This is a genomic window from Streptomyces sp. NBC_00203 (assembly GCF_045206325.1).
In the GTDB taxonomy this organism is placed as follows: domain Bacteria; phylum Actinomycetota; class Actinomycetes; order Streptomycetales; family Streptomycetaceae; genus Streptomyces; species Streptomyces lutosisoli.
On sequence record NZ_CP108126.1, the window covers coordinates 8,480,754 to 8,507,247 of the forward strand.

General features: G+C 70.3%; 23 protein-coding genes. 10 read left to right on the forward strand and 13 right to left on the reverse strand.

Annotated elements, in window-relative coordinates; genetic code table 11:
• Positions 1 to 46 precede the first annotated feature (46 nt).
• Both OG975_RS37660 and OG975_RS37665 read right to left on the reverse strand, forming a co-directional pair.
• Positions 47 to 1,102: an MBL fold metallo-hydrolase gene (locus OG975_RS37660; RefSeq protein ID WP_406333942.1), complete on the reverse strand. Its 1,056-nt coding sequence runs from the start codon at positions 1,100 to 1,102 to the stop codon at positions 47 to 49.
• A gap of 304 nt (positions 1,103 to 1,406) precedes the next feature.
• Positions 1,407 to 2,339, reverse strand: a complete 933-nt coding sequence (locus tag OG975_RS37665; protein ID WP_406333944.1) for a LacI family DNA-binding transcriptional regulator — start codon at positions 2,337 to 2,339, stop codon at positions 1,407 to 1,409.
• 417 nt (positions 2,340 to 2,756) lie between these two features.
• Between OG975_RS37665 and OG975_RS37670 the strand changes: the two genes are divergently transcribed.
• The 4 genes from OG975_RS37670 to OG975_RS37685 all read left to right on the forward strand — a co-directional run bounded on the left by OG975_RS37670 (position 2,757) and on the right by OG975_RS37685 (position 7,114).
• Positions 2,757 to 4,100, forward strand: coding sequence for an aminomethyl transferase family protein (locus OG975_RS37670; RefSeq protein WP_406333945.1), 1,344 nt, complete (start codon positions 2,757 to 2,759; stop codon positions 4,098 to 4,100).
• 282 nt (positions 4,101 to 4,382) lie between these two features.
• Positions 4,383 to 5,249: a methylenetetrahydrofolate reductase gene (locus tag OG975_RS37675; protein ID WP_406333946.1), complete on the forward strand. Its 867-nt coding sequence runs from the start codon at positions 4,383 to 4,385 to the stop codon at positions 5,247 to 5,249.
• A 1-nt stretch (position 5,250) separates the two neighbouring features.
• Entirely contained in the window at positions 5,251 to 6,156 is a 906-nt protein-coding gene (gene purU, locus OG975_RS37680) for a formyltetrahydrofolate deformylase (protein ID WP_381257528.1), read from the forward strand.
• A gap of 106 nt (positions 6,157 to 6,262) precedes the next feature.
• Positions 6,263 to 7,114, forward strand: coding sequence for a bifunctional 5,10-methylenetetrahydrofolate dehydrogenase/5,10-methenyltetrahydrofolate cyclohydrolase (locus OG975_RS37685; protein ID WP_406333948.1), 852 nt, complete (start codon positions 6,263 to 6,265; stop codon positions 7,112 to 7,114).
• Positions 7,115 to 7,129: 15 nt separating this feature from the next.
• Here OG975_RS37685 and OG975_RS37690 read toward each other — a convergent pair whose 3' ends face one another.
• Together OG975_RS37690 and OG975_RS37695 are read right to left on the reverse strand one after the other, a co-directional pair.
• Complete coding sequence (locus OG975_RS37690) at positions 7,130 to 7,375, reverse strand: hypothetical protein (protein ID WP_406333949.1); 246 nt, start codon at positions 7,373 to 7,375, stop codon at positions 7,130 to 7,132.
• Entirely contained in the window at positions 7,341 to 7,631 is a 291-nt protein-coding gene (locus tag OG975_RS37695; RefSeq protein WP_406333951.1) for a hypothetical protein, read from the reverse strand. Before OG975_RS37695 ends, OG975_RS37690 begins: the two co-directional genes overlap by 35 nt.
• A gap of 367 nt (positions 7,632 to 7,998) precedes the next feature.
• Here OG975_RS37695 and OG975_RS37700 point away from each other — a divergent pair, with 367 nt between their 5' ends.
• Positions 7,999 to 9,366, forward strand: a complete 1,368-nt coding sequence (locus OG975_RS37700; RefSeq protein WP_406333952.1) for a diacylglycerol/lipid kinase family protein — start codon at positions 7,999 to 8,001, stop codon at positions 9,364 to 9,366.
• 109 nt (positions 9,367 to 9,475) lie between these two features.
• Here OG975_RS37700 and OG975_RS37705 read toward each other — a convergent pair whose 3' ends face one another.
• The 5 genes from OG975_RS37705 to OG975_RS37725 form a co-directional block, all read right to left on the reverse strand.
• Positions 9,476 to 11,293 carry a SulP family inorganic anion transporter gene (locus tag OG975_RS37705; RefSeq protein ID WP_406333954.1) on the reverse strand — a complete coding sequence of 606 codons (1,818 nt, stop codon included), beginning with the start codon at positions 11,291 to 11,293 and terminating at the stop codon, positions 9,476 to 9,478.
• A gap of 19 nt (positions 11,294 to 11,312) precedes the next feature.
• The gene (locus tag OG975_RS37710; RefSeq protein WP_406333955.1) at positions 11,313 to 14,033 is read right to left on the reverse strand and encodes a cation-translocating P-type ATPase; all 2,721 of its coding nucleotides are present in this window, start codon (positions 14,031 to 14,033) and stop codon (positions 11,313 to 11,315) included.
• Positions 14,034 to 14,101: 68 nt separating this feature from the next.
• Positions 14,102 to 15,094: a polyphosphate kinase 2 family protein gene (locus tag OG975_RS37715; RefSeq protein ID WP_406333956.1), complete on the reverse strand. Its 993-nt coding sequence runs from the start codon at positions 15,092 to 15,094 to the stop codon at positions 14,102 to 14,104.
• Between the two features lie 41 nt (positions 15,095 to 15,135).
• Positions 15,136 to 15,354: a three-helix bundle dimerization domain-containing protein gene (locus OG975_RS37720; RefSeq protein WP_406333957.1), complete on the reverse strand. Its 219-nt coding sequence runs from the start codon at positions 15,352 to 15,354 to the stop codon at positions 15,136 to 15,138.
• Positions 15,355 to 15,737: 383 nt separating this feature from the next.
• Positions 15,738 to 16,106, reverse strand: a complete 369-nt coding sequence (locus tag OG975_RS37725) for an excisionase (protein ID WP_327432806.1) — start codon at positions 16,104 to 16,106, stop codon at positions 15,738 to 15,740.
• A gap of 68 nt (positions 16,107 to 16,174) precedes the next feature.
• On the opposite strand from OG975_RS37725, the gene OG975_RS37730 reads away from it, so the two are divergent.
• Positions 16,175 to 17,164: a Clp protease N-terminal domain-containing protein gene (locus OG975_RS37730; protein WP_406333958.1), complete on the forward strand. Its 990-nt coding sequence runs from the start codon at positions 16,175 to 16,177 to the stop codon at positions 17,162 to 17,164.
• A 349-nt stretch (positions 17,165 to 17,513) separates the two neighbouring features.
• On the forward strand, positions 17,514 to 18,629 hold the full coding sequence (locus OG975_RS37735) for an FAD-dependent oxidoreductase (protein WP_406336647.1): 1,116 nt from the start codon (positions 17,514 to 17,516) through the stop codon (positions 18,627 to 18,629).
• Between the two features lie 25 nt (positions 18,630 to 18,654).
• Here OG975_RS37735 and OG975_RS37740 read toward each other — a convergent pair whose 3' ends face one another.
• Positions 18,655 to 18,939, reverse strand: coding sequence for an Atu4866 domain-containing protein (locus OG975_RS37740; RefSeq protein WP_406333959.1), 285 nt, complete (start codon positions 18,937 to 18,939; stop codon positions 18,655 to 18,657).
• A 232-nt stretch (positions 18,940 to 19,171) separates the two neighbouring features.
• Between OG975_RS37740 and OG975_RS37745 the strand changes: the two genes are divergently transcribed.
• The 3 genes from OG975_RS37745 to OG975_RS37755 all read left to right on the forward strand — a co-directional run bounded on the left by OG975_RS37745 (position 19,172) and on the right by OG975_RS37755 (position 22,959).
• Complete coding sequence (locus tag OG975_RS37745) at positions 19,172 to 19,921, forward strand: Atu4866 domain-containing protein (protein WP_406333960.1); 750 nt, start codon at positions 19,172 to 19,174, stop codon at positions 19,919 to 19,921.
• A gap of 232 nt (positions 19,922 to 20,153) precedes the next feature.
• Positions 20,154 to 21,545, forward strand: a complete 1,392-nt coding sequence (locus OG975_RS37750) for an amidohydrolase family protein (RefSeq protein WP_406333961.1) — start codon at positions 20,154 to 20,156, stop codon at positions 21,543 to 21,545.
• A gap of 172 nt (positions 21,546 to 21,717) precedes the next feature.
• A complete protein-coding gene (locus OG975_RS37755) occupies positions 21,718 to 22,959 on the forward strand; it encodes an MFS transporter (protein WP_406333963.1) in 1,242 nt (413 codons plus the stop codon).
• A 287-nt stretch (positions 22,960 to 23,246) separates the two neighbouring features.
• On the opposite strand, the gene OG975_RS37760 is transcribed toward OG975_RS37755, so the two are convergent.
• The 3 genes from OG975_RS37760 to OG975_RS37770 all read right to left on the reverse strand — a co-directional run bounded on the left by OG975_RS37760 (position 23,247) and on the right by OG975_RS37770 (position 26,321).
• Positions 23,247 to 24,029: an SDR family oxidoreductase gene (locus OG975_RS37760; RefSeq protein ID WP_406333964.1), complete on the reverse strand. Its 783-nt coding sequence runs from the start codon at positions 24,027 to 24,029 to the stop codon at positions 23,247 to 23,249.
• Between the two features lie 135 nt (positions 24,030 to 24,164).
• Positions 24,165 to 25,004, reverse strand: coding sequence for an SDR family NAD(P)-dependent oxidoreductase (locus OG975_RS37765; protein WP_406333965.1), 840 nt, complete (start codon positions 25,002 to 25,004; stop codon positions 24,165 to 24,167).
• A gap of 438 nt (positions 25,005 to 25,442) precedes the next feature.
• Positions 25,443 to 26,321, reverse strand: coding sequence for a helix-turn-helix transcriptional regulator (locus OG975_RS37770; protein WP_406333966.1), 879 nt, complete (start codon positions 26,319 to 26,321; stop codon positions 25,443 to 25,445).
• Positions 26,322 to 26,494 lie beyond the last annotated feature (173 nt).

A 26,494-nucleotide genomic window follows, 5' to 3' on the forward strand; every position in this document is an offset into this window, starting at 1 on the left:
CCGACGGATGTCACGACGACCGTCACCGGAGCGAGCGGCACCACCGTCACGTCCGGCCCGTACGCACCGGAAGGTGCATCAGATCCGTGCCGAGGAGCACGCGACCGCCGAAGTCCGCCGTGCGCGCGCTGTCACGCAGCAGTTTCCGCCACGTCGCGTCGGAGACCACGCTCCGCTGCCCGGGGCTGAGGTGGGTGGCGACCAGGGTGCCGACCCCGCTCTCGGCGGCGATCCTGCCGATCTCGGCCACGTCCGTGTGCGAACTAAGGATGTGGTCGATCAGGGCCTGGGTGAGCCCAAGGCCCGCCAGCCCGTCGGGGTCGAGGGCCTCGTGCACCAGGACGTCCGCGTTCCGGGCGAGCGTGATGACGTTCGGAGTCGGGGCAGTGTCGCCGGAGAAGACGACACTGCCGTGGTCGGTGTCGAAGCGGTAGGCGTAGGCGGGGAACACCGCGCCGTGCGGGACCAGCACGGCGGTGACCTTCACGTCGTCGTTCTCCATGACCGTGAAGGGAGCCATCGCCGGTGCCGTGTGCGTCGCCGAGGCGCCGGTACCGGACGGCGGCAGCACGTCGTGGACGTTGAGCAGGGTCGCCGGGTCGATGCCCGCGTGCTCGGTCATGAAGAACGTGGGGGAGGCGGCGTACGCCTGCCCGGCCAGCTTCGTCATCTCCACGGTGCCCGGCGCCGGCCCCGGAGCCCCGGTGACGGTCGAGGAGATACCGGCGGACCCGGGGCCGTGGACCTCGATCGGGCTCCGGAAACCCTGCGCTCCCGAGGCACCGGCGGCGAGCAGCGGAAAGGAGTAGTAGTCGACGACGTGGTCGGCGTGCAGATGGGTCAGGAAGATGCCGGCCAGAGAGGGCATCGACAGCCCGGCCCGCAGATACTGGGTGACCGCGCCCCGGCCGCAGTCGACGACATAGGTCCGGCCGTTCACCACCAGCGCCGACGAGATGCCGTACCGGTCCGCGAGCGGCGGCGGCCCGCCGTTGGTCCCCAGCAGGACGAGGGATACGGCGGCATCGGATGGGCTCGTCGGCGCCGCGGCGGCGGGAGAGCTCGTCAGCAGGGGAGCGGCGGCCACGGCGGAGGCGGCCATGGCGCCCAGCAGCGCTCTGCGTGACGTCTCCGGAGCCGGTCCCGTCCGTGACCCCGTGGTCGTCTCTGCGGCGGATGTCCCATCGTCTGCGGCTCGGCACATGGTGCGGCAACTCCTTTGCGGCTCACACGACTTGGCGCGGCCGGGCAGGAGGAATCCACGAGACCCGGACCGCTCACCTGCCCCGATCGCGTGCGGCGGCCGTGATCAGGGACGGTGAGCGGAATGCTGCCCACGGTCGGACACGTACGGGGAGCCCGAGGGGCGAAACCTAAGGTGACGCCGTTCGACGCGGCGCCCGTGGTCAGACCGAGTCGCGGACGATGATCCGGGCCGGTACGGGCACCAGGCCGCCGGTGTCGAGGCCGAGGGCGGTGCGGGCGGCGAGGCGGCCGTGGGCCTCGGCGTCGATGTGGACGGTGGTGAGGGCCGGGGTGACGAGTTCGCCGTACTCGGTGTCGTCGTAACCGATGACGGCGACGTCGCCGGGGACGCTGAGGCCGAGGTCGTGCAGCGTGGTCAGGGTGCGCAGGGCGACGTCGTCGTTGAAGCCGGCGATGGCCGTGACGCCGGGGTGGGCGGCCCGGAACTCCCGTACGGCGCTGGCGCCCGCGCTCCTCGGCCGGGGCACGACGAACGAGGCGAGGGGAGCCAGGCCCAGCGCTGCCGCGGTCTGGCCGGCGAACCGCAGCCGCGCCTCGGCCAGCGGGGTGCCGCTGTCCGGCAGGGCCAGCGCCATGCGGGTGTGGCCGTGCTCGGCGAGGTGGCGGATCTGGAGGGCGGCATGGGCGGCGAGGCCGTCCCGCCAGCCGCCGCCGCGGTCGTCCAGTTCATGGCCGGTCAGGTAGGGCTCGCCGAACCGGAGGACGGCGCGAGGGGCGATCGTGTCGAGGACCTGCTGGGTCGCCTGCGGGGTGTGGTGTCCATGGCGGACGAGGAGGACGTGGTCGTGGGCGGCCAGTTCGTCGTCGAGGCCCCGGACGTAGCTGCGGGAGTAGTTGCCCTCCAGGCCCCAGTCGATGTTGAGGACGACGACGCGGGAGGCTCCCTCGCGCAGCGCCCGGGCGACGCCGTGCGGTACGTAGCCGAGGTCGCTGGCGGCCTGCTGGACGCGCTCGCGGGTGGCTGCCGAAATCGTCTGGTTCGGGGCCTTGTTGAGGACGAAGCTGACGGTGGCGCGCGACACTCCGCTGGCGGCGGCGACGTCGTTCAGCGTGACTCTTCCGGAACCGCCCATCACCCTGCCCCGATCCGCTGTGACGCGTCACGTTTCCGCACCGTGCCGCTGGTTCAGTCTAGTCAGCGGCCACCGCACGACGGGCCGTGTGATCGCCGGGCACCGGCAGCCGCACGATGCGGAAGCCGTGGGCGGACGCCTGCTCCTCCCGTCCCGGTGCGCGTCCTCCCGCCGCACAGGGCTCACCCGGCGCAAGCAATGAGTGCGCCGCATGATGCTCGCCAACGCCGGAACCGCTCTGCTAGCTTCCCACTAGATCGATTTAGCCGCATGTCAAATGTCTGCCCCACCGAGCCGAGTCGAGCCGTGGAGCGGAGAGATTCCCCGCCGGTTCCTCGCCGCTCACCAGGTTCACTAGATCGATTTAGTTCATCGATTTAGTTCATCGTCGGGCGGACGATGATGAGAAGGAGCCGCATGGCAATCCCCAGTCTTCAGGACGGCATCGACAAGGCCGGATCGCCCATCAAGCTGCTGTGGAAGCCGGGCGCCGCGCCGTGGACTCCCGAGGTGGTCGAGCGCGAGTACGCCGGCTGGCGTCAGGAACAGGCGGCGTGGCACGAGGGCGTCGCCCTCCTCAACCTCTCGCACCACATGTTCGACATGTGGATCGAGGGCCCGGACGCCACCCGTCTGCTCGCCGACCACGGCGTCAACAACTTCGAGAACTTCGCCCTCGGGCAGGCCAAGCAGTACGTCCCGGTGACGAAGGACGGCAACATCGTCACGGACGGCATCCTCGCCCGCGAGGCCGAGAACAAGTACCTCCTCAGCGGGATCCCCGCCGCACAGCACTGGGTCCAGTACCACGCGGAGAAGGGCGGCTACGACGTCGCCTTCGCCACCGACGCGTCCTCCGCCTTCCGGCAGGGCGGCGGCGACCCGAAGCTGTTCCGCTACCAGATCCAGGGCCCACTGGCCAAGGACGTGGTGGAGCGGGCCTTCGGCGGGCCGCTGCCGGAGACGAAGTTCTTCCACTCCGCCCCGGTCGCCCTGGACGGCCGCCACTTCCGTGCCCTGCGGCACGGCATGGCGGGCCAGGCGGGCTTCGAGTTCATCGGCCCCTGGGAGCACGCCGCGTATGTCCACGAGGCGTTCCTCAAGGCCGGTGAGCCGTTCGGCCTGGTCCAGGTCGGCGCCCTGGCCTACACCACGCCGAGCGTGGAGAGCGGCTGGATACCCTCGCCGGTGCCCGGCATCTACAGCGACCCCGACCTGCGGGAATACCGTGAGCAGCTCGCCCTGTTCGGCATTGAGGGCCAACGCCCGCTGAACGGCAGCTACTTCTCGGAGGACATCGAGGACTACTACGCCTCTCCGTACGAGCTCGGCTACGGCAAGATGATCTCCTTCCGCCACGACTTCCTGGGCCGGGACGCCCTGGTGAAGGCGAAGGAGGCCGTCCACCGCACGAAGGTCACCCTGGTCTTCGACACCGACGACGTGCGCGAACTCATCGGCCGGGGCCAGGACCCGGGCTTCGTGCTCACCTACGCCCGGCACCGCGTGGAGAACGTGACCGGCCTGGTCGGCATGACCATGCAGACCGCGTCGATCGACCCGGTGGGCACCGTCCTGTCGCTGACCCTGATCGACACCGCGTACGCCGAACCCGGCACTGAGGTGTGGGTGGTGTGGGGCGAGCACCCCGGCCCCGGTACCGACCCCGAGGCCGACCTCGGACTGCCGCGCATCCGCGCCACCGTGCGGCCCGCGCCGTTCAACCAGCACGCGCGCACCCTGTACCGCCGCAACGCCTGAGCCATCCGCCCGGCCGCCGCGCACGGTCCGCCAAGGGTGCGTCAGGCACGAGGACGAGGACACAGCGCCGGACAAGGACACAGCGGCCGGATCGCGGTGCGCCGCCCGGCGGCGCCCGCTCCGGCCGTCCGGCCGACGGCCTCCGGACCCGGCGCACACCCCGCCACCGCGGCCCCGTCACGAGCCCGGGCGCCCGCATCGTACGGCTGCCCGCTCGTGACGGCCCGCACGGTGCCCCCCATCGGTGGCGCACCGCAGAACAAGACGTCGAAGAGGAGCACGATGAACCCCGGTTCCACGGTCCCGGCAGCGGTGGGCACATCGCTGTTGGAGGACTTCTCCCTGGAGATGACGGGCAAGGACGTCCCGAAACTCCAGGAAGCCAGCGACACCATCCCCCAGGGCACACGCGTCAACGTCACCTTCCTCGGCAACGAGGACCTGCGGATGCGCCTGGATGCCGCCCGCGCGGTCAAGCGGCTCGGCTTCGTCCCCGTACCGCATCTGTCCGCCCGCCGTCTCGCCTCGCAGGCGGACCTCGAGAAGTTCCTCGCCGGTCTGCGGGCCGACGGCACCGGGGAGAACGTCTTCGTCGTCGGTGGCGACCCCGCCCGCCCCGAGGGCCCGTACGAGGACGCGTTGTCCGTCATCCGCACCGGGCTGCTTCAGGAGTACGGGGTGCGCCATGTCGGCATCAGCGGGTACCCCGAGGGCCACCCCGCCATTCCGGACCGGGCGCTGTGGTCGGCCCTGGAGGACAAGCACACGGACCTGGCGCAGGGGGAGTTGAGCGGCAGCGTCATCACCCAGTTCGGCTTCGACGCCGACCCCGTCCTCGCCTGGATCGAGGACGTACGCCGACGGGGCATCGGCCTGCCGATCAGGATCGGCGTTCCCGGCCCGGCAGGCGTGCGCCGCCTGATGACGTACGCCGCGCGCTTCGGCGTGGGGACCAGCGCCGCCATCGCCAAGAAGTACGGCTTCTCCCTGACCAACCTCATCGGCACGGCCGGTCCCGACCGGTTCCTCCACACCCTGGCCTCCCACTACGACCCGGGGCGGCACGGCGAGGTGAAGCTGCACTTCTACACGTTCGGCGGGCTCAGGACCACCTCGGAGTGGGTCGCCCGGTTCAGGAAGGGAGCCTGACATGACGCTCACCCACGAGGCCCCCGCACGCCCCGAGCCGCGCCGGCGCCCCGGCCAGCAGGCATCGCTGATCGTCCAGGGAGAGGACCGCACCGGCATCGTCGCCGCCGTCGCCTCGGTGCTCGGCGGACACGGAGCGAACATCGTCTCCCTCGACCAGTACTCCGACAATCCGCAGGGCGGCGCCTTCTTCCAGCGCACCGTCTTCAGCCTCGACAACCTTCCCGCGGTCCTTCCCGCCATCGAGGAGGACCTGCGCAAGCGTCTGGCCGACGGCTACGGGCTGACCTGCACGCTGCGCGACCTGTCGGTGCCCCAGCGCGTGGCGGTCTTCGCGTCGAAGTCCGACCACTGTCTGCTGGACCTGCTGTGGCGCCACCGGCGCGGTCAGCTGCCCGTCAGCATCTCCATGGTGATCTCCAACCACCCGGACACGGCCGAGGAGGTACGCGGATTCGGCATCCCCTTCTTCCACGTGCCCTGCCAGGGCCCGGACAAGTCGGCGGCCGAGGCGGAACACCTGCGGCTGCTGAAGGGCAACGTGGACTTCGTCGTCCTGGCCCGCTACATGCAGATCCTCTCCGCCGGCTTCATCGAGGACCTCGGCGTCCCCGTCATCAACATCCACCACTCCTTCCTGCCCGCCTTCATCGGCGCCGGGCCCTACGCCAAGGCCAAGGAACGCGGCGTGAAACTGGTGGGCGCCACAGCCCACTACGTCACCGAGAACCTCGACGAGGGCCCGATCATCGAGCAGGACGTCGTACGCGTCAGCCATGCCGACACCGCCGCCGACCTTCAGCGGCGCGGCGCGGACGTCGAACGTGCCGTGCTCTCCCGCGCCGTGCTCTGGCACGCCGAGGACCGCGTCATCCGCAACGGCAACCACACCATCGTCTTCGCGTAGCGAGGACCCGTTCCATCGACAGGGAAATCGACGGGGAAACCGTCCGGTGCGGGATCGCGGTCCTCGGCTCGCCCGGCTCCTCCACGCAAGAGACGGATTCAGCACCATGACCACACGCATCGACGGCAGAAAGCTCGCCCAGCAGATCCGGTCGAAGGTCGCCGAGGACGTCGCGGCGGCCGGTGCCTCGGGGCGGGTGCCGGGCCTCGCCACCATCCTCGTCGGCGACGACCCGGCGAGCGCCGTGTACGTCGCCGCCAAACGGCGTGCCATCGGGGAAGCGGGGATGCGCGACTTCCACCGCGCGCTGCCGGCGCAGGCCACGCAGGAGGAAGTCGCGGCCGTGATCGACGAGTTGGCGGCCGACCCGGCCGTCTCGGGCATCCTGCTGCAACTGCCGCTGCCCGGCCGGCTCGACGCGCCCGCGCTGATCGACCGTATCCCCGTCACCAAGGACGTGGACGGTCTGACCACGGCCAGCGCCGGACTGCTCGCCCGCGGTGTGCACGGACTGCGCCCGTGCACACCCCTCGGCGTCATCGAACTCCTCGACGCGGAGGGCATCCCCATCGAGGGAGCGACGGCGGCCGTGGTCGGCTGGGGCGAACTGGTCGGACGTCCCCTGGCCCAGCTGCTGCTGCGGCGCGGTGCGACCGTGACCGTGGCCCACGAGTTCACCACCGACCTCGCGGCCGTGACCCGGCCGGCCGACATCGTCGTGGCCGCCACCGGAGTAGGGGGACTCATCGGCCCCGAGCACATCAAACCCGGCGCCGCCGTCATCGACGTGGGCATGCACCGAACGGAAGCAGGCCTCACCGGCGACGTCCGCGCGGCCGAACTGGAAGGCATCGCCGGCTGCATCACCCCCGTACCCGGCGGCGTCGGCCCGATGACGATCGCGATGCTGATGCGCAACACCCTCTACGCGGCGGAGTGGGAGAGAGCCGCCGCGTAGAGGGCCGGCTCGTCGTCAGCCACGCCCCGGTCCGGACGGCAGCCGTGCCTCGCTGTGTGCCGCGTCCGCGCCGGCCGGGTGCCCGGGCCCGACGGCGCTGGAAGCTGCTGCCGGAGCGGAGGGAGTGTGCCGTGGCCGGCGCAGCAGGACCGCGGAGACCAGGGCGGCCAGGAGCGGGAGAGCCGCCGCCACGATCAGGCACAGGCACATGCCGTCGAGGAAGGCATCACCCAGGGCGCCCAGCGCGTCCGGTGGCGGCACCCAGGTCCAGCTGCGCGACCGCGCCCAGCCCACCCGAGTCCGCGGCCGCCACCATGCGCTCCCGCGCCGCGGGGCCGACCCCGGCGTCCGCGAGGTGGCCGGGCAGGGTGTCGACGGCCCTGGTGGTGAGCAGGGCGCCCAGGATCGGCGGGTCCAGTGCGCCGCCGACCTGGCGGAACGCGTTGTTACCGGCCGCGGCCATCGCCGCGAGACGGAGCGGCACGGAGGAGACGGCCGTGGCCGTCATGGGGGTCATGACGAAGCCCATGCCCAGGCCGAGCAGAGTCAGCCGCCCAGGCCGCAGAGGCGAAGGAGGTCCAGGTGTCGACGCCGAGCAGGGAGAGCAGCGCGCCCGCGACGAGCAGCAGGCCGTCGGTGATCAGGACGCGGGGCGACACACGGTGCATGCCTGTTCCGGGGCTCAGGGCTTTCCTCCGGGGCCACGGTCCGAAGGCCCGGCTCTCACTGCCGTCCGGGGCACTGTGGACATGCCGCGCAGGGGCACCGCTCGTACCCTGAAGTAGATCCCTGCGGACGTTCCTGTCCACAGTGAGCCGGCTCGCCCGGTACGCAGTGCCCGGGATTCCTGCCCGGCAGCCGGTGGAGCGGCGGGAGGTTGTCCCATGAGCAGGCGCTGGACCGCGCGTCTGGCCCTGGCGGCGGGCGCGGCGGCGCTCCTGGTACTGGTGGTCTTCGCCGGGCTCGGAAGCCTCGTGCTCATGGCGGTGGGCTGGGCAGGACTGGCGCTCACGGCGGTCGGCGTGTGGTGGTTGCTCACCCACACCGGCTGGATCAGGGTGCTGGCTGTGCTGCTGGTGGTCGCCGCGCCGCTCGGCGTCCTGCTTCTGTACACGTCTGCCGGGCTGCTGTGGGTGGTGCTGGTCTCGCTCGGTCTCTGGGCGCTGGCCGTTTCCGCAGGCAGGGCCGCACTTGTCGAGGACACCTCGCCCAGCATGCCGGAGCGCTCCGTCGACCGGGCCGAGCGACCGTTCCTGATCATGAATCCGCTCTCCGGCGGCGGAAAGGTCGAGAAGTTCCACCTGGCGGAGCGAGCCAGAGCTCTTGGTGCCGAGGTCGTCGTGCTGGATCCGGCCCACCGGCAGGATGTGGCCGAGCTGGCGCGGCGGGCCGTGCGGAGTGGAGCCGACCTGCTCGGCGTCGCGGGTGGTGACGGTACGCAGGCCTCGGTCGCCCGTGTGGCCGTGGAGCACGACCTTCCCTTCATGGTGATCAGCGCCGGCACCCGCAACCACTTCGCCATGGATCTGGGCCTGGACCGGCAGGATCCCTCCCGATGTCTGGAAGCACTGACCGACGGCGTCGAACTGCGCGTCGACCTCGGCTACGTCGATGCGGGAGAGCCGGGAGAGCCGGGAGAGCCGGGAGAGCCCGGGGACGTGAGTGCGGGGCAGGTCTTCATCAACAACGCCTCGTTCGGCGTGTACGCGGAGGTCGTGCAGAGTCCCGCCTATCGCGACGACAAGGCCCGCACGATCCTGGAGATGCTGCCGGATCTGCTGACTCACCACAGCGGCGCGCGGCTGAGTGTCCGCGCCGGTTCGCTGACCATGGACGGTCCCCAGGCCGTACTGGTGAGCAACAATCCCTATGAGAGGGGCGACTCGGCGGGACTGGGGCGCCGAGAGCGACTGGACTCCGGCGAGTTGGGGGTGCTTTGTGTCGGCGTCGACAACGCCGCCGAGGCGACGGAACTCCTGCTGCGGCGCGGGCAGGACCGCGGGCTGACCGCGGCCACCGTCCGAGAGGTCGTCATCGACGCCGACTCTCCTCTCGTCCCGGTCGGTGTCGACGGCGAGGCCCTGATGCTGCCCACCCCGGTGCGCTGTCGCCTCGCGGCCGGCGCTCTGCGCGTGCGCGTGCCCCGGCACCGGCCCGGCGTGCCGCGCGCCGCCCCGCCGATGGACTGGCGCCGGGTGCGGCGCCTGGCGCTGACGATGGGGCGGGTCGCGGCAGGACGCGGTGCCTCCTGAGCGAGCGGCTGGTGCCGGTCCGGCGGACATACGGCGTGCGGTACGGGTGCGGCCACGCCCGGGTCCGTTGTCCGGGGGACCACCGGATTTCCCGTTAGCCGGAGGGCGGTCACTGCTCGTCGGTGGGCGGAGGAGTCACGGCATCGGGACCAGGCCGGTCGTGCCGGTCGGGCTGGGCGGGCTGTTCGGCGGCGGCCGGGGGTGTCCACTCCGCTCCGGTGCGCAGACGGAAGGCGGCGACGGCGGCTTCCACTGTGGGGAAGAAGTGTCGTGGGTCGATGGTGCGGGTGAGCTCATACCGTTCGATCTTGCGCCGCACGGGGTCCTTGAGCTCGGCGAACACAAGGTGGATGTGGTCCGCGTTGAGCGTCTCGTCGAGTTCCTCCAGCACGTCGGCGGCGGTGGTGTCCACGTCGGTCATGGGCTCCGCCGCGATCACGATCCAGCTCGGCCGCGGATCCGCGCCGGCCAGTCGCCTGACCTCGTCGCGGAAAGCCTTGGCGTTGGCGAAGATGAGCGGGGCGTCGAATCGGTAGATCACCAGGCCCGGCAGCTGCCCGGCCTGTGGGTAGGAGCGGACGTCGTGGTAGCCCTCCAGGCCCTGCACCCGCCCCAGCAGGGTGTCGTACGGCCACCACGCGCGTCGGAAGACGTTGAGGACGGACAGGGCCACGGCGATGGCGATCCCGGGCAGTACGCCGAGCAGGGCCACGCCGACGAAGGCCGCGAGGCACAGCAGGAACTCCGTCCGGCGCTGCCGCCACAGCCGTACCGCCCCCGGGACGTCGGCCAGGGAGAGTGACGCGGTGATGACCACGGCGGCAAGGGCCGGCTGGGGGAGGTTGCGGAACAGGCCCGGAGCCAGCACGAGCATGAGGACGATGAGCGCCGCTCCGACGACCCCGGTGAGCTGGCTTCTGGCCCCCGCGCGCTCCGCCACCGCCGTACGGGATCCGCTCGTGCTGACGGGGAAGCCCTGGAAGAGACCGGCCGCCAGATTCGCGGCACCGACTCCCGCCATCTCCTGGTTGCCGCGAACCTCCTGCCCCGTTCGGGCCGCGAAGGCCGACGCGTTGGAGATCGTGTCGGCCAAAGACACCAGGGCAATGCCCAGCGCACCGCCGAACAACGGTGCGAGGTCGGCGAGCCGGACGTCGGGGATCGTGAACGGCGGGAAGCCCTTGGGCAGTTCTCCGACCAGGCTGACGCCATGCTCACCCAGGTCGAAGACGGTGGCCGCGGCGATCGCCAGGACCACCATCGCCAGCACCGCGGGGACCTTCGGCAGGAAACGCTGCAGGACCAGGATCAGGACGATTCCGCAGCAGCCGACCGCGGCGGCGGCCGGCACCGCCGCCCCGTCGGCGAGTTTCTGTACGAAGCCGACGCACTCGCCGATCAGGTTGTCCGCCTCGACCTTGAAGCCGAGCAGCTTGGGCAGCTGACCGATCAGAATGGTCAGGGCCAGGCCGTTCATGTAGCCGATCATCGTCGGTTTGGAGATCAGATCGGCGATGAAGCCGAGCTTCGCCACCGAGGCCAGGATCATGATGGCCGCCACCATGAGCGCGAGCATCGACGCCAGCGCGACCGCCCGGTCGGGATCCCCGTCGGCCGCCACCAGGGGCAGCACGGTGGCGGCGATCATCGGCCCCAGCGAGGAATCCGGGCCCAGCACCAGGATCCGGGACGGCCCGCACACCGCGTATCCGAGCAGGCAGAGGACCGTCGTGTACAGGCCGGTGATGGTCGGCAGACCCGCCAACTCGGCGTACGCCATGCCCTGCGGCACCAGCAGCGTGGTCAGGACGACTCCCGCGACCAGGTCCTTGACCAGCCACTCGCGCCGGTAGGACGACACCGCCCGGATCCCGGGAACGGCCCGCAACCGGGAGAGAAGCCCGTGGCTGGTGTGCTGGGTGGTCACCGGCCGGCCTTCCGTCGCATCAGGTGCCTCTCGACCGGCGGGCCAGGAGCTTGCCCAGTTCCCACAGGAGCAGAAGTACGAGGGCGGCCAGCAGCGCCCAGCCGAACTGCCGCGCGTCGATCCGGGTCGTCCCGAGGATGCGGCGGAAGCCGTCCAGCTGGGTCACCAGCACCGCGAGCACGAACTGGGCCAGTGCCACCCAGTTCATCTGCCTGCTGTCGAACGTGGACGTCGTCAGCACCGAACCCGTCTCGCTGCGGCACTCGAACGCGGCCACGATCAGACACAGGGCGAAGGCGGTGAACGCGATCGACTGACCGGTCTCGACGCTGTCGAAGTGGGCCTGACCGAGCTTGATCAGTCCGAGCAGGAGGACGGTGATCGCCAGCCCGCCGATTCCGACCGTGACCAGTACCGGCCGGGTGAGCACCGACTCCCCTCGCGGACGCGGCCTGCGCCGCATGAGTCCGGGGCTCTCCCGGTCGAAGCCGAGCGCGAAGCCGAAGGAGGCGTTGACGACGAAGTGGATCCACAGCACCTGCGGCGGGGTGAAGGGCTCACCGGCGGCGATGTTGAAGACGGTGGCCCCGAGGAACGTCACTACGAAGGTGACCAGCAGGAGAAGGACGAACCGGATGTACTTGGTGAGGTTGTCGTAGATCCTCCGGCCCTGCTCCACGGCGTAGACGATGGTGGCGAACTTGTCGTCGGAGAGGATCATGCGTCCGGCGTTCTTCGCCACGTCCGTGCCGCTGCCCATGGCGATACCGATGTCGGCGGCCTTGATGGCGGGCGCGTCGTTGACGCCGTCCCCGGTCATCGCCACGACATCGCCCTTCTTCTTGAGCGTGTTGGCGAGCAGCACCTTGTGCTCCGGCGCGACGCGCCCCACCACACCGATGCCGTCGATGCGGGCGAGCTGCTCGTCCTCGCTCATGGCGGCGAAATCGGCGCCGAGGACCGCCTCGCCGGGGATGCCGAGCTGCCGGGCGATCGCCGCACCGGTGGTGACGTCGTCCCCGGTCACCATGCGGACCCGGATGTGCCCCGCCCGGGCGCCGGCCACGGCGGCCTTCGCGTCCTCGCGGGGCGGATCGACCATGCCGACGAGACTGGTCATCCGCAGCTCGGTGACGTACGCGAGCAGGTCGCCGTCCGGATCGAAGCCGGCCGGGTCCAGATCACGGGTGGCCGCGGCCATCACCCGGCGCCCCTCGCCGCCCATCCGCTCGGTCTGCGCCTCGGCACGCGCGACCAGTTCGGCGTCCCACGGGACGGTCTCGCCCGCCGCGAGCGCGGTGGTGGCCCGCGCCACCACCGCCGGTACCGCGCCCTTGACGAAGCAGCGGACGACCTGCCGCCCGGAGGCGTCGACCGCTGAATTGAAGGTGGCCATCAGCTTGTAGCCAGGGTCGAACGGCAGCGTGGCGAGCCGGGGAAGGCGCTCCCTGGTGGCGTCGACGTCCAGCCCGGCCTTGTGCGCGAGCACCAGCAGCGCGCCCTCGGTGGGATCGCCCACCACCTCGCCGTCCACCAGCTTCGCGTCGCTGGCCACCACGTACGGCAGGATCGCGTCCTCGATGCCCGCGGAGGAACCCGCGGCGTGGTGGATCTTCCCGTCGAGCCCGTAGCCGGTGCCCGAGACGGTGTACCGGTCCGTGGGACTCACGACTTCGACGGCGGTCATCTGGTTCATGGTCAGAGTGCCGGTCTTGTCCGAGTTGATCGCCGACGTGAACGCCAGGGTCTCGACCGACGGCAGTTCCTTGACGATGGCGTTCCGCTGCGCCAGGTTGAGGCTGCCGACGGACAGGATCGCCTGGGTCACGGTCGGCAGGGCCTCGGGGATGGCGGCGATGGCCAGCGAGACCGCGCTGACGAACAGGACGTCCCAGGCCTGGTCCCGTTGCCGCCCCAGGGCGAACATCACGATCATCGTCAGGCCCGCTGCCCCCGTGATCCACAGCGTCAGGGTGTCGAGCTCCTTGGTGAGCGGCGGTACCTCCTTCTCGGTGGCCGACAGCATCCCGGAGATCTTGCCGACTTCGGTTCCGGCGCCGGTCGCGGTGACGACGAGTACGCCGCTGCCATGGGTGACCGGGGTGTTCATGAACGCCATGTTCGTCCGGTCGCCGGGTGCCGGCTGGGGGCCCGGCAGCGTGCCGGCGTCCTTCGAGGCGGGAACGCTCTCGCCGGTGAGCGCCGACTCGTCGATCTGCAGGGCGCTGGCCTCGATGATGCGTCCATCCGCCGCCACCTGGTCCCCGGCGGCGATGAGCACGATGTCGCCGACGACCAGCTGTTCGGCGGGGATCTCGGCCTCCGTCCCGTCCCTGCGCACCCGAGCCGTCGCCTTCATCATCGACTGCAGCGCGTTCATCGCGCTCTCGGCCTTGCCCTCCTGGCGCAGGCCCACGACCGCGTTCAGCAGGGTCAGGGCGATCAGCAGGATCGCGGTGGTCCACTCCTCGATGAGCAGCGAGACGACCGCCGCGGCCACGAGGACGATCTGCATGTAACTGCGGTACTGCTGAAGGAACCGGCGCCAGGCCGGAGTCCGCTTCTCCTCGGGCAGCGCGTTCGGGCCGTGCGCGGTCAGCAGTTCCGCGGCCCGTGCCGAGGAGAGACCGACCGCCGGATCGACGCCGAGCGCCGCCACGACCTCCTCGGGAGCGCGCGTGTACCAGTCGTCCCCCGAAGCCCGGGGCGGTTCTCCCACGGAATTCGAACGCACCGTCATCGTTCAGCCTCCGATCCGTGGCCGCGGATGCGTCCGGGCCGGTCGCGCGCCGCTCCGACAGGCCCTGGCTAGCCGCGCTTCTTCTTCTTCGGCCGGTCTCTCCGCCCAGTGGCCCGCGTGGCCGACGGATGCCGGTCGGCGTACGGATCGGCCGGCGCCCCGGCAGGGGCCTCCCGCTCCAGATCCCGTTTGGTGACGAGCAGGTCCTTCCGCGCCTCTTCCCCCACGTCGGGGTACTGAGGGTCGATGTCCATCAGAGTGTGCGCGAGGATCGCCGCCGCGGAGATCCGCGCGAACCACTTCCGGTCCGCCGGAACGACGTACCACGGCGCCCACTTCGTACTCGTGGCGGACAGCATTTCGGAGAACGCGTGCTGGTAGTCGTCCCACCGGCGCCGCTCCCGGACGTCGGCCGCGGAGAACTTCCAGTTCTTCTCCGGCAGGTCGATCCGCTTCAGGAAGCGGGTGCGCTGTTCCTCCTTGGACAGGTTCAGGAAGATCTTCACCACCTTGAACCCGTTGTCCGTGAGGTAGCGCTCCCAGTCGTTGATCTCCCGGTAGCGCCGGTCCCACAGGCCCCGCCCACCCGCGTTCTCCGGCAGCTTCTGCCGGGCAAGGGTCTCGGGGTGGACTCGTACGACGAGAACCTCCTCGTAGTGCGAGCGATTGAAGATGGCGATCTCGCCGCGCGTGGGCAACCGCCGGCCGTAGCGCCACAGGTAGTCGTGGTCGAGTTCCTCGGCGGAGGGCACCTTGAAGCTGCTGACCCGTACGCCCTGGGGATTGACGCCGCTCATCACATGGCGGATCGTCCCGTCCTTGCCTCCGGCGTCGAGTGCCTGGAGACAGAGCAGTACCCCGTACGTGTCCTGGGCGGCCAGCCGCTCCTGGTACTCGGCCAGCAACGACACCCCGGTCCGCAGCAGCTCGATCCCCTCCCGCTTCTTCATACCGGCCTTGTAGCGAGGATCGAAATCCCGCTCCAGGCGCACCTTCGACCCCGGTTTCACCCGTAGCGGCCCGATGAATTCCGCGATGCGTTCGGCTCTCTCGTCCGACATCACCTATCAGTCCTTCACTGGTCCGGGGTGAGCACGGCGCGTCAAGGGGCCGCCCTGTCGTCGATGGCCTGACCGGGAGCGGTGCGGCAGGCGGCACGGAGCACCCTCCGGGACCGGCGTTCGGCCAGGATCGGCACGTAGGCCCTGACCCTGGCCTGGTGGAACGCGTCGTACGCGGCCCTGACCGTCGCCTCGACGGTGACCGTGTCGACCGAGGGGTAGTCAGCGCTCAGCCGCGCCACCATGTTCCGGACGGACACGAGTTCGTCCTGCGAGCCGGGTGACGGGAGGCTCGGCGGCTCCGCGGGACCGGCGCGCTCCACCGGCCCGGGGCGGCGACCCAAGCCCTCGACGGGAAGGCATGCGCCGACTTCAGCAGTCTGTTCTCCCACCGTCATGGCCGCACAGATCCCATCTCCACGACCTCCAGACTGCAGAGCCACACATCCCGCCACAGCCGCGAGAGGATCCCTCGCGCTCATTGTCTGCTTGCCTGCACAAGATCGCCCCCTGAGGCCGGGGGTGAAGAGCACCGCCAAAGGGGGGGTGGTCGCTGCACGCCAGTGGCTCGTACGGCGATTACGTCAAACTCCAGAGATGGCCGGATGCGCACGGACGCATGGGTGCGGATCATTGCGACGCTTCACCAGTTGTCCTTCCGCTCGAGCGCGGCCAGCCGCAGCTCAAGCTGGTCAACCCGGTGCCGAAGCAGGGTGACCTGGGCTTCGAGGCTGACTTCCCGTTCCGCCCTGCGCTGGATGCGCGGCGACGCGGCGGCGCGCTCGATCACCGCGTCCAGCTGGACCAGGCGCTGCGGCCCGTTCGGGCCGTCCACGAGCCGGGACCGGATCTCGCCATTGCGGTACCAGGACCGCAGGGCCGAGCGGGAAACGCCGGTCTCGGCTTCCGCCTTGGCCAGCGTGACCCAGGGTGTCTCGTCCAGCTGCTCGAACAGCTCCAGCTCGTTCTGCCAGCGCGCGAGCCGGTCCTCCCAGTCCGACGGTGTCTCCATCACACCCTCCCTTCAGCGCGGTGACCCTATCAATAACAGTGTATTGACATGGTTGAGACCATGGAAGCATGCCATTTGAAAGGTTCACGGTGGAAGCCCGCAAGGTGGTCGTCACGGCTCAGGAGGAGGCGAGGCTGCTCAAGCACAACCACATCGGCACGGAGCACATCCTGTTGGGGCTGCTCGACGCGCCGGACAGCATGGCGGCGAAAGTTCTGCACCAGCTCGGGTACGACAAGGCGACGGCGCAGGTCGACATCGCCGCGGTGGTCAAGCCCGGCACGCAGGAGCTGAGCGGCCATATCCCGTTCGCGCCGCGCGCGAAGAAGACGCTGGACCTCGCCCTGCGCGAGGCACAGCAGCTGCACCACACCTACATCGGTACGGAACACATCCTGCTTGCCCTGGTCAGTGAAGGTGAGGGCGTCGGCGCGAAGGTACTTGCCGAGCGGATCAATCCGATCAGCAAGATCCGTGCCGCGGTGCTGGCGTCATCGGAGGGATCGCACGGATCGCAGGGATCGCAGGACGTAGCGGCCGGTCCATGGCCGGCCGGCACATCCGCCACCGAGGACACCGTGTCCGCCGCCAGCGCGCTGGCCGGTGGCGCACCGGTCGGCAGCCATCACCTGCTTGAGGCGATGCTGCGGGCGGAGAACAGCATGGCGGCCAGGGTGCTGCGCGAACTCGGGGTCGACCCGGACGCGGTCGCCGCCAAGATCGACGAACTGGATCCGGAGACGACCACGGACGCGAACCCGGAGGAGGCCGCCGCGCGCAAGATGGAAATCCGGCTGGTCGACGATGAGGTGCACCTGATCCTGCGGGACCCGGCAACGGTCACGATCGCCAAGAAGGTCACCGAGCTGTCCAACGGCCCGATCCAGGGCGTCGGGCCGGTGGCCGGCATGTTCGTCCCGCTCTGGCGGTCGACCAACCAACTGCTGCTGCAGATCCAGCGTGTGCTGGAACCGGAACCCGGAGAAGAGGACGGATCCGCCGCGAGCAACGTGGCCAAGGTCGTGCGCTCGGTCCTCGCGCCCCGGCTCCGCCGGTGAACGGGCTGATCAGCGCGCCGGAACCGGTCGTCGGGACAGGCGAGGACGGGGGCGTGGTGAGCGACGACGAGCCGGCGCCGTTCTCGTCGGCGACCAGGGCGTCGTTCACAGGCGCGTTCGCCGCGCCCACCGAGGCGCGGCGCGGCGCCCGGCAGGCCGTCGCCGCCGGCCGGCACGCGCTGGTAGTCCCGTCTCGCCGAGCCGGCCGAGGCCGGCCAACTGACCGCGTTCCCGGCCGAGTTGATCGGCGAGTCCGGGATCGCGTTCGGCGCCCCGCCGATGGTGGCCCGCGCACACGGGTCGATCTCGCGCGAGCAGGCAATACGGCGAATCGGAGGCAACCATGACCATGAGCATCACCATCGTCGGAGCCGGACTGGGCGGCCTGGCCCTTGCCCGTGTGCTGCACGTGAACGGCATCGACGCCGTCGTGTACGAACGGGAATCGTCGCGCGGCGCGCGCGGTCAGGGCGGCATGCTTGATCTGCACTCCGGGACCGGGCAGCGGGCGTTGCGCGAGGCGGGCCTGATCGACCAGTTCCGCGCGATTGCCCGTCGTGAAGGCCAGGACCTGCGACTTCTCGAGCCGGACGGCACCCTGCTGCTCCAGGAGGACACACCCGACGACGCCCCGTTCGAGCGACCCGAGGTCGACCGTGCCGATCTGCGCAATCTGCTGCTGGACTCTCTCCCCGAACACACGGTGCGCTGGGGGCACGCGGTCGAATCCGCCGACAAGGGCCTGCTGCACTTCGCCGACGGCAGCAGTGCGACGTACGACCTGCTGGTCGGCGCCGACGGCGCGGACTCCCGGGTCCGCGCGCTGCTCACCGACGCCCGACCGGCGCACACCGGCCAAAACGTCGTTGAGCTCGGTATCCCCGACATCGACCGCACCCACCCCGGCCTCGCGGCGATGGTGGGGCGCGGCAACTACTGGGTGCTCGGCAACGGACAATCCCTGTCGGCGCAGCGCAACGGCGACGGCCGCGTACGCGTCTACCTCAGCTTCTACGACAGCGCCGAGGACTGGTTCGCCACCAGTGGGATCCCGTTCGGCGACCCAGCCGCCGCCCGGGTGCGGCTGATCGACCTGTTCACCGGCTGGGACTCACGGTTCACCGCACTGATCGCAGCCTGCGACGACACAGTCCTGCCGCGGTCGATCACCACTCTCCCGGTCGGCCTGACCTGGCCGTCGACGCCAGACGTCACGCTGCTCGGCGATGCCGCGCACCTGATGCCGCCGGTGGGGCAGGGCGCCAACATGGCGCTGCTCGACGGCTCCCTGCTCGGCCTCGCGCTGGCCGCGCAACCGGACGACTTTCCCGCCGCCGTCAAAGAATACGAACGCGAGATGTTCCAACGCACCAGCGCCGCCGGCCGGCAGTCCGCGCACATCCAGGAAATCCTGGCGTCGCCGGACGCCGGCCGGAAAATGCTCGCGTTCTTCCAACCGGGCTGAAGGCAACCGAATACGACCAGGCTGGTCAGGTTCCCTGTCGGGCGCGCTCATCCTCTTCGCGGTAGAGCACCAGGTGCTCGTGGAAGAGAACGCCGTCGCGGATGTCGCCGGTGGCGGTGAAGCCGGTGTCGTCGACGTAGTCGAGGTGGTTGCCGGTGACGGTGTAGCTGCCGGTGTAGGCGCTCCGGCGATTGCCGCGGGCCTCGTCGTAGCGGCCGTTCGGCAGCAGTTCCTGGCGGATGAATCCGTCCGCGGTCACCCACATCCCGACGTACGGGTGCGGGGCGCGGGTCACGTCGTTACTGGTCATGGCTCCACCGTCCGCCCGGTGACCGGTGACAACCAGGCCGCCGTCTCCCCAGGTGAGGGCTTCCTGGGTGCCCGACACCTAGGGACACTGCGGCCTGGTTCCGATTCCACCGCGCGACGAACCTGGTGGTCAGGCAGCTGCGGTAGCTGCCGAACACTCGCCTCGGACCTGCACCGGCGCTCACTTCGCGCAGCGGGCACACCCATGAGGCGACTCCACTGAGGAGCTTGCCATGACCATCACCGACTCCGTGAGCTGGAATCCCGAGGCACTCGACGAGATCCTCTCGAACGACGAGGGGCGTCCCGTTCTGTTCACCAACGCCCGCATCCTGACTATGGATCCGCTGATCGGGACCATGACCGGCGCCGACCTCCTGTTCGTCGGCTCCCTGACCGTGGGGGTCGGCCCCGGCATCGTCACCGCGGCACAGGACGACAACGCCATCGTCGTCGACTGCACCGGCATGACCATCACTCCCGCCGTCGTGGACACCGTCGCGCTGGCCGACGGCCACGGCCACCGCTCGGAGTACGTCGCGACGCTGACCCCGGGCAACACCCCCGATTTCCTGGTGCTGCCCGACGAACTCGCCGCCGACGTGCCGAACGCTGTGGCCACCCTCATGGCCCAGCCGGAGCAGGTCCGCGCACTCGTCGCGGCCGGCCGGCCCGTCCTGTGGGCAGGCGGCGGCGTCCCCGGCCGGGCCACCGCGCCCGAGGCGGGCATCCCGGCCGCCGAGGACCTGACCGGCAGCCCGCGCGTCGGCGTCTGGATCGACCGGAACGACTTCCTGCACCAGGAACTCACCGCCGACGGCCGCTACGACGAGACCCGGGGCGGCCGCCCGCACGCCTACCAGGGCCGGTACTGGATCGACGGCGACCGGATCGACTACCTGGACGACCTCGGCTTCTGGGCATACGGAGAGTTCCAGGGCGACGAACTGCACCACGCGGGCTACGTCATGAAGCTCAGCTGATCTTCCCTCCGGTCGGCGCACTCACGGGTCCCGGTCCTGGGTGCGCGACACCTGGGGAAACCGCGGCCCGGTTGCCGTGACGGGCGCGGCCGAAGCTGGTGTTCGAGCAGGCCCGACCGCCCACGGCGACCACCCTCCCAGCCTTCTCCGGCGTACGGCCCACCCTGCCGGCCCTCTCCGGCGCGTAGCCCGTCCTTCGGTCCCTCTCCTCCGTACCGAAAGAAGACCTCTCATGAACGTCAACACCACCACCAGCGCCGCCGTGCTCGAAGAGCTCCGGCGTCGGCCCGCCGACCGGCGGCGCGTCCTGTTCACCGGCGCGACCATCGTCACCATGGACCCCGGCCTCGGTGTCATCGACGGGGGCGACCTCCTCGTCGAGGGCGACACGATCACCGCCGTCGGCCGTGACCTCGGTGCGGGCGATGCCGTGGTCGTCGACGCCACCGGCACGATCCTCACCCCCGGCTTCGTCGACACCCACCGGCACGCCTGGGAGGCCCAACTGCGCCGGATCATGCCGGACGTCGACGACCTCGGCGGCTACGTCATGGCCACCCTGGCCGGCTACGCCACGGTCTACCGGCCCCAGGACATGTACATCGGCACCAGACTCGCCGCCCTGACCGCGATCGACAGCGGCATCACCACCATGCTCGACTTCTCCCACAACTCCCGCACCCGCGAGCACTCCGACGCCGCGATCGAGGCCCTCCGGGACACCGGCATCCGCGGCGTTCACGCCTCCATGGGCCCGCACTTCGGCGAGTGGGACCGGCAGTGGCCCGGCGACCTGACCCGCATCAAGGACCAGTACTTCAGCAGCGACGACCAGTTGCTCACGCTGCGCCTGGCGACCCTGGCCACCGACGAGATCGCCGGACCGGCGCTCGCCTACGGCCCTGAACTCGCCCGTGCCGCCGAGGAGTTGGGTATCGGAGTGAGCGTGGACGCCGTTTTCGGCACGTCCTCCTCCGAAGCGGTCCTGCGCTGGGCCAAGGACGGCATCCTCAGTCCCGACGTCACCCTCATCCACTCCACCGGACTGACCCCCGAGGCGTGGAAGGCGATGGGGGAGACCGGCACCACCGTGGCGCTCGCCCCCACCTCCGACGCCCAGATCGGCCTGGAGACCGCGATCCCCGCCGTCGACGAGGCCCTGTCCGTCGGCATCCGCCCCGGACTGAGTATCGACGTCGAAGTCGCCCTGGCCAGCGACATGTTCACGCAGATGCGGGCCCTGCACGCCATCCAGCGGATGCGCGCGGTCAACGCCGTCTACGGCACCGACCAGCAGCCCTCCCGCATCACCACCCACGACGTGCTGGACTTCGCCACCCTCCAGGGCGCCCGCACCAACGGCCTGGCCGGCGTCACCGGCTCACTCACCCCGGGCAAGAGGGCCGACCTGCTGGTCATCCAGGCCGAGGACCTCAACAACATGCCGCTCAACGACCCGATCGGCACGATCGTGCTGGGCTCCGACGCCCGCAACATCAGCGCCGTCCTCATCAACGGCGAGCCCCGCAAGTGGGACGGACAGGTCCTCGACGTCGACCTGGCCTCCCTGCGCGGAGAGGTGCACGCCTCGCGCGAGTACGTGCTGAACACCCCGGCTGTGTGAGCGACCTGGCGGCCTGGCAGCCCCGCTGCCCGGGCAGTCCCCTTCATCGTCCCCGGCCGCTTCTCCCCTCTGCGGCCGGGGGCACCCACCCACCGAATCCCGGTGGTGCCATCGGCCGATCGCGCCACGCGGACACGCGGGGCGGCGACCGGCCGCCCCTTCTGGAGTTCCCATGCCCGACCCCACTCCCACGACTTCCCCCCGGAACACGGCAGCCGCGTCGCCCAGCGCCCCGGATCAGCCGACCTCCTGGGCACCCGCCGCCCCGACCATTGCCCTGCTGACCGCGCTGGGCGTCCTGATGGTCGGTCAGATGTACACCGTCCTGGCCCTGCTGCACCCCATGGCCACCGCACTCGGCACCACATCAGGACAGGCCACCTGGACGGCGACGGCGTTCGGCTTCGCCTACGCCGCCGGATTCCTCCTCGCCGGTCCGCTGTCGGACCGCTACGGTTCGCGCGCCGTGATCACCGTCGGGCTCGTGGCCGCCACAGCAGCCACCCTGGCGGTCAGCGCCGCCCCCGACCTCCCCACGGCCATCGCCCTGCGCAGCCTGCAGGGACTCACCGCCGCGACCTTCGCGCCCTCCGCGCTCTCCTACGTCGTCCACCACCTCGCGCCCCAGCGCCGCGGCATCGCTCTGACCTGCGTCACCAGCGGCATGTTCGCCGCCGCCGTGCTCCTGCAGATCGGCGCCCAGACCGTGGCGGCCGGTCTCGGCTGGCGTGCGGTCTTCTGGCTCAGCGCCGCCCTCATGGCCCTGAGCCTGATACCGGTGCGCCGTGTGCTGCAACCCACCCTCCGCAACGGTTCCGGCGGCGGGCTGCGCCAGGCGTTCGCGGCGATGCCACGGTTGCTCGGCCGGCCGCGACTGGTTGCCCTCTACCTGTCGACCGTGGCCCTGATGTCCTCCTTCGTCGCCGTCTACACGGCGGTCGCCATCGCCGGACCGCCCGGCATCGCCGGGAACTCCTCCGCGATCCTCGCCCTGCGGGCCAGCGCACTGCCGGCCCTGGTCGCCGTTCCCGTGCTCGCCCCCGTACTCCAGCGGCTGGCCGCACCCCTGCGCGCGGTCCTCGCCTTCGCGCTGGCCGCCCTCGCCGTCGCGGCCGGCTCCTTCCTCGGCGGTCACACCGTGGCGCTGGCCATCGCCCTGCAGTTGTTCGTGGCGGCCGTCGCGGCAGCGGCGCCCGCCATCGTCGAGACCATCAACGCAGGCGCCCCGCACGCACGCGGCGCGGCCGTCGCCCTCTACGGGTGCAGCATGTTCATCGGCGCCAGCCTGGGCCCGCAGCTCACCGGCGCGCTGACCGGCCTGGGCTTCGCCGGCATTCTGCGCGTCGTCGCCGCCACGCTCGCACTGGGCGTCCTCCTGGCCCTGCCCGCGCTCCGCCGTGGGCACACCGGCTAGGCCCACCCGCAATACCGCCCTTCAGCAAGGCGACGCCGTCGTGTTCATCACGGCCGCGTCGCCTTCTCCTTTTCGTTCCTCGGCAGGCGACTGCCTTGGTGACAGCCGCGGCCCTGCTCGGTGCCCGCGCTGAGGCCGTGCCCGGCCGCGACACCACCTGTGCCGGGCTGCGGAGTCTCCGAGGAGCTCCGGAGGGCAGCCGCCTTCATCCACCGCGTCCGCCCATGCGTCATGGCGGGGGAGGAACAGCGTTCGGCTGTTCCTCCCCCGCCATGACGGGACGGACTTCAGATGGCCTGGGCCGTGGGCAGGATGGTGATCTCGGTGAGGTTGACGTGGCGCGGGACGGCGGCCATGAAGGCGACGGTCTCGGCGATGTCGGTGCTCTGGAGGACGTCGATGTCGTGGATGAGGTCGGCCATCAGCTTGGAGGCGTCGGGGTCGGTGACATGGTCGGGGAGTTCGGTGTCGACCATGCCGGGTTCGATGGTGGCGACGCGGACCATCTTGGGGCCGAGTTCGACACGGAGCAATCGGGTGAGATGGCTGATGTAGGCCTTGGTGCCGGAGTAGATGGAGAACTTCGCCAGGATGCGGGTGGCCGCGATGGACGAGGTGTTGATCAGGTCGGAGGGCCCGCCCTGGGCGGCCGAGTCGGTCAGGTGGGGGAGGAACGCGGCGATGACGTTCATCAGGCCGCTGATGTTGAGGTCGATCTGGCGCTGCCAGTCGTCGACCTTGAGCTCCTCGATGCCGGAGATGAGCTGGACACCGGCGTTGTTGAACACGAGGTCGGCCTTGCCGAAGCGCGCGGCGACCTGGTCGGCGGCGGCCTGGACGGCGGCGCGGTCGGTCACGTCGACGGCCAGGGCGAGCGCGGTGCCGCCGGCGGCCTCGATGTTCTTGACCAGGCTGTCGAGGCGCTCCTTGCGCCTGGCCAGCACGACCACGGTGGCACCCAGTTCGGCGAGGCGCTCGGCGGTGACGGCACCCATGCCGCTGGAGGCGCCGGAGACGACAGCGACACGGCCGGCCAGGGGAGTGCCGGTGAGCAGAGCAGCAGACATCACAAAACCTCAATCTCTTTGATCGGAGGGTGGGGAGAGTCAGATCGGTGCGGGTGCCCGCCCGGCCGGTTCTTCCTTCCCGGCCGGGTTGCTTGAGGGCTGCGGCCACCCGAGTGCCATGGCGCCCCGCGCGGTGCGTCAGGCGGTGTCGTCGTGCGCGGTGGCGGCGGACTTCTGGCGCCACGGGGCGAGGTCGTCCTGCACCTGCTGGTACTTGACGTCGAGCCGCTCCAGGGTGTCGCGCCCGAGGTAGAGGTGCGTGGGCAGCTTCTCGGCGGCGGCGGCCTCGACGATGAGGGCGGCGCCCTTGACGGGGTCGCCGAGCTGGGCGTGGTTGGCCTTGTCGATCCAGTCCAGCGTCACGTGGGCGGGGGTGTCGTCGTAGTCGGCGATGCGGTTCGCGGCCACCGAGAGCGAGCTGGCGTCGAGGAAGTCGGTGCGGAAGACACCCGGCTCGACGACCATCGACTGGATCCCGAACGGGGCCATCTCGACGGAGAGCGCCTCGCTGATACCGGCGACGGCGAACTTCGACGCGCAGTAGAGGCTGACACCGGGCTCGCCCTCGAAACCCGAGCGGGAACCGATGTGCACCAGCCGGCCCGAGCCCTGCCCGCGCATGACGGGCAGCACGGCACGGGTGACGTTGATCAGACCGAAGACGTTGAGGTCGAACAGCGAGCGGGCCTCCGCGTCGGTGATCTCCTCCAGCGCGCCGAGCAGGCCGCGGCCGGCATTGTTGACCAGGACGTCGATACCGCCGAACCGTTCCACGGCGGCCTCGACCGCCTGCGGGATGCTGTCGTTGTCCGTGACGTCCAGGGCGACCGCGAAGACCTGGTCGGAGTCCTTCAGATCGGCCGGTACACGCTCCGGGTTCCGTACGGCGACCACGACATTGTTTCCGCCTGCCAGGGCGGCGCGGGCGATTTCGGCACCGATTCCGCGCGAGGCACCTGTGACAAACCACGTAGCCATGGGAGATAACCTCTTTCGTCGCTTCCCCTTGTGGGGGATTCCTGTTGACGAATTCGAGTCTGCCCGTCGACTACGTAGCTATGAAGGCTGCGCTTTTCCTGGGAGTCCTACACCTAGGATGACGCGACGTACGTTCGGCGAAGTAACGCAGGGGGCGGTGAGTTCCGGTGGGCCGAGGCCCGCAGGCAGCAGGATGCGGGCCGCACGGCGGCGAACCGCGCACCCTTGATGCCCTGGCCGGAGTCCGCAGACAGCGTGCTGCGGGACGGAAATCCAGAAATCGGGATTGGCTGGAACGCGGCCGCGGAAACGCGCGACAGCAGATTTTCTTTCTGCTGACATCCAGCTAGGCGATTTCGGTGACCTGTTCGACCGAATTTCGGGCACCGTCGGGAGGAATTCGACGTAGCGGCCCGGGTTATATCTCCTGGCTCAGACTCAGGTGCCGTCCGCAGGATTCTGCTGACGAGGGACTTCAGGTGCGCTGAGGGAGCCCAGCAGGGCCAGACCGTCCGCGGAAGGGGAGCCCGGCTCCGCCTGGAGGATGACGAGCTGCTGTCCCGGAGCGCTGCGGATGGTGAGGGCCTCGTGCCGCAACTCCAGGTCTCCCACGACGGAGTGGTACATCTGCTTGATCTCGTAGGGCGGGACCCGGGTGTACTCGTGCGCCCACAGGGAGCGGAACTCGCCGCTACGCACCGACAGTTCGCCGACGAGCTCCAGGATGCGGGCATCCTCCGGGGCATGCGCGGCGGTCTGCTGGAGGTCGGAGACCGCGCGATGCTTGGCCCGCTCGGCGTTCCGGTAGAAGCTCTTTGCCGCAGGGTCCAAGAAGAGCATGCGCAGCACGTTGTCATGCTGCGCGAAATCACGGTAGAGAGCGTCGGTCAGTGCGTTGGTGGCCAGCAGATCCTGGGCGTGGCCGACGATGAACGCCGGCGTCCTGGTCCAGCTCTCGATCAGTTGTCGCAGGTGCGGCCGGACCCGCTCGACCCGGGCGGGGGACTTCGTGCGGCGGCGAGCTGCCGGCTGGGCCAGCCGGAAGAGTTCCCTCTTGTCCTTCTCCCCGAGTCGCAGCACTCGGGCCATGGCCTCCAGCACCCGGAGCGAGGGGCTGAGTTCACGGCCCTGCTCAAGTCGGCTGTAGTAGCTCAGACTGACACCCGTCAGCGCCGCGACCTCGTCGCGCCGCAGCCCGGGTACCCTTCGGCGGCCGGCGCTGGGCAGCCCCGCGTCCGCGGGGCTGAGGCGTTCCCGGCGGGAGCGGAGGAACTGACCCAGCCCTTCAACCGAGTCAGGGCGCGTGACGTTGTCCATGCTCCTGAGGCTAGGCGGAAAAGACCCGTGAATGGACTGCTGATGGTGGGTGCGTTACACCCAGGATTGTGGGCCCACAGGCGGCGCATGGATGTGACGGACGGCGAAATGCCTCCTGGCAGCCCGACCTCCGCAGGAACCCCGCGAGGCCCGGAAAATCCCGCCAATCAGGA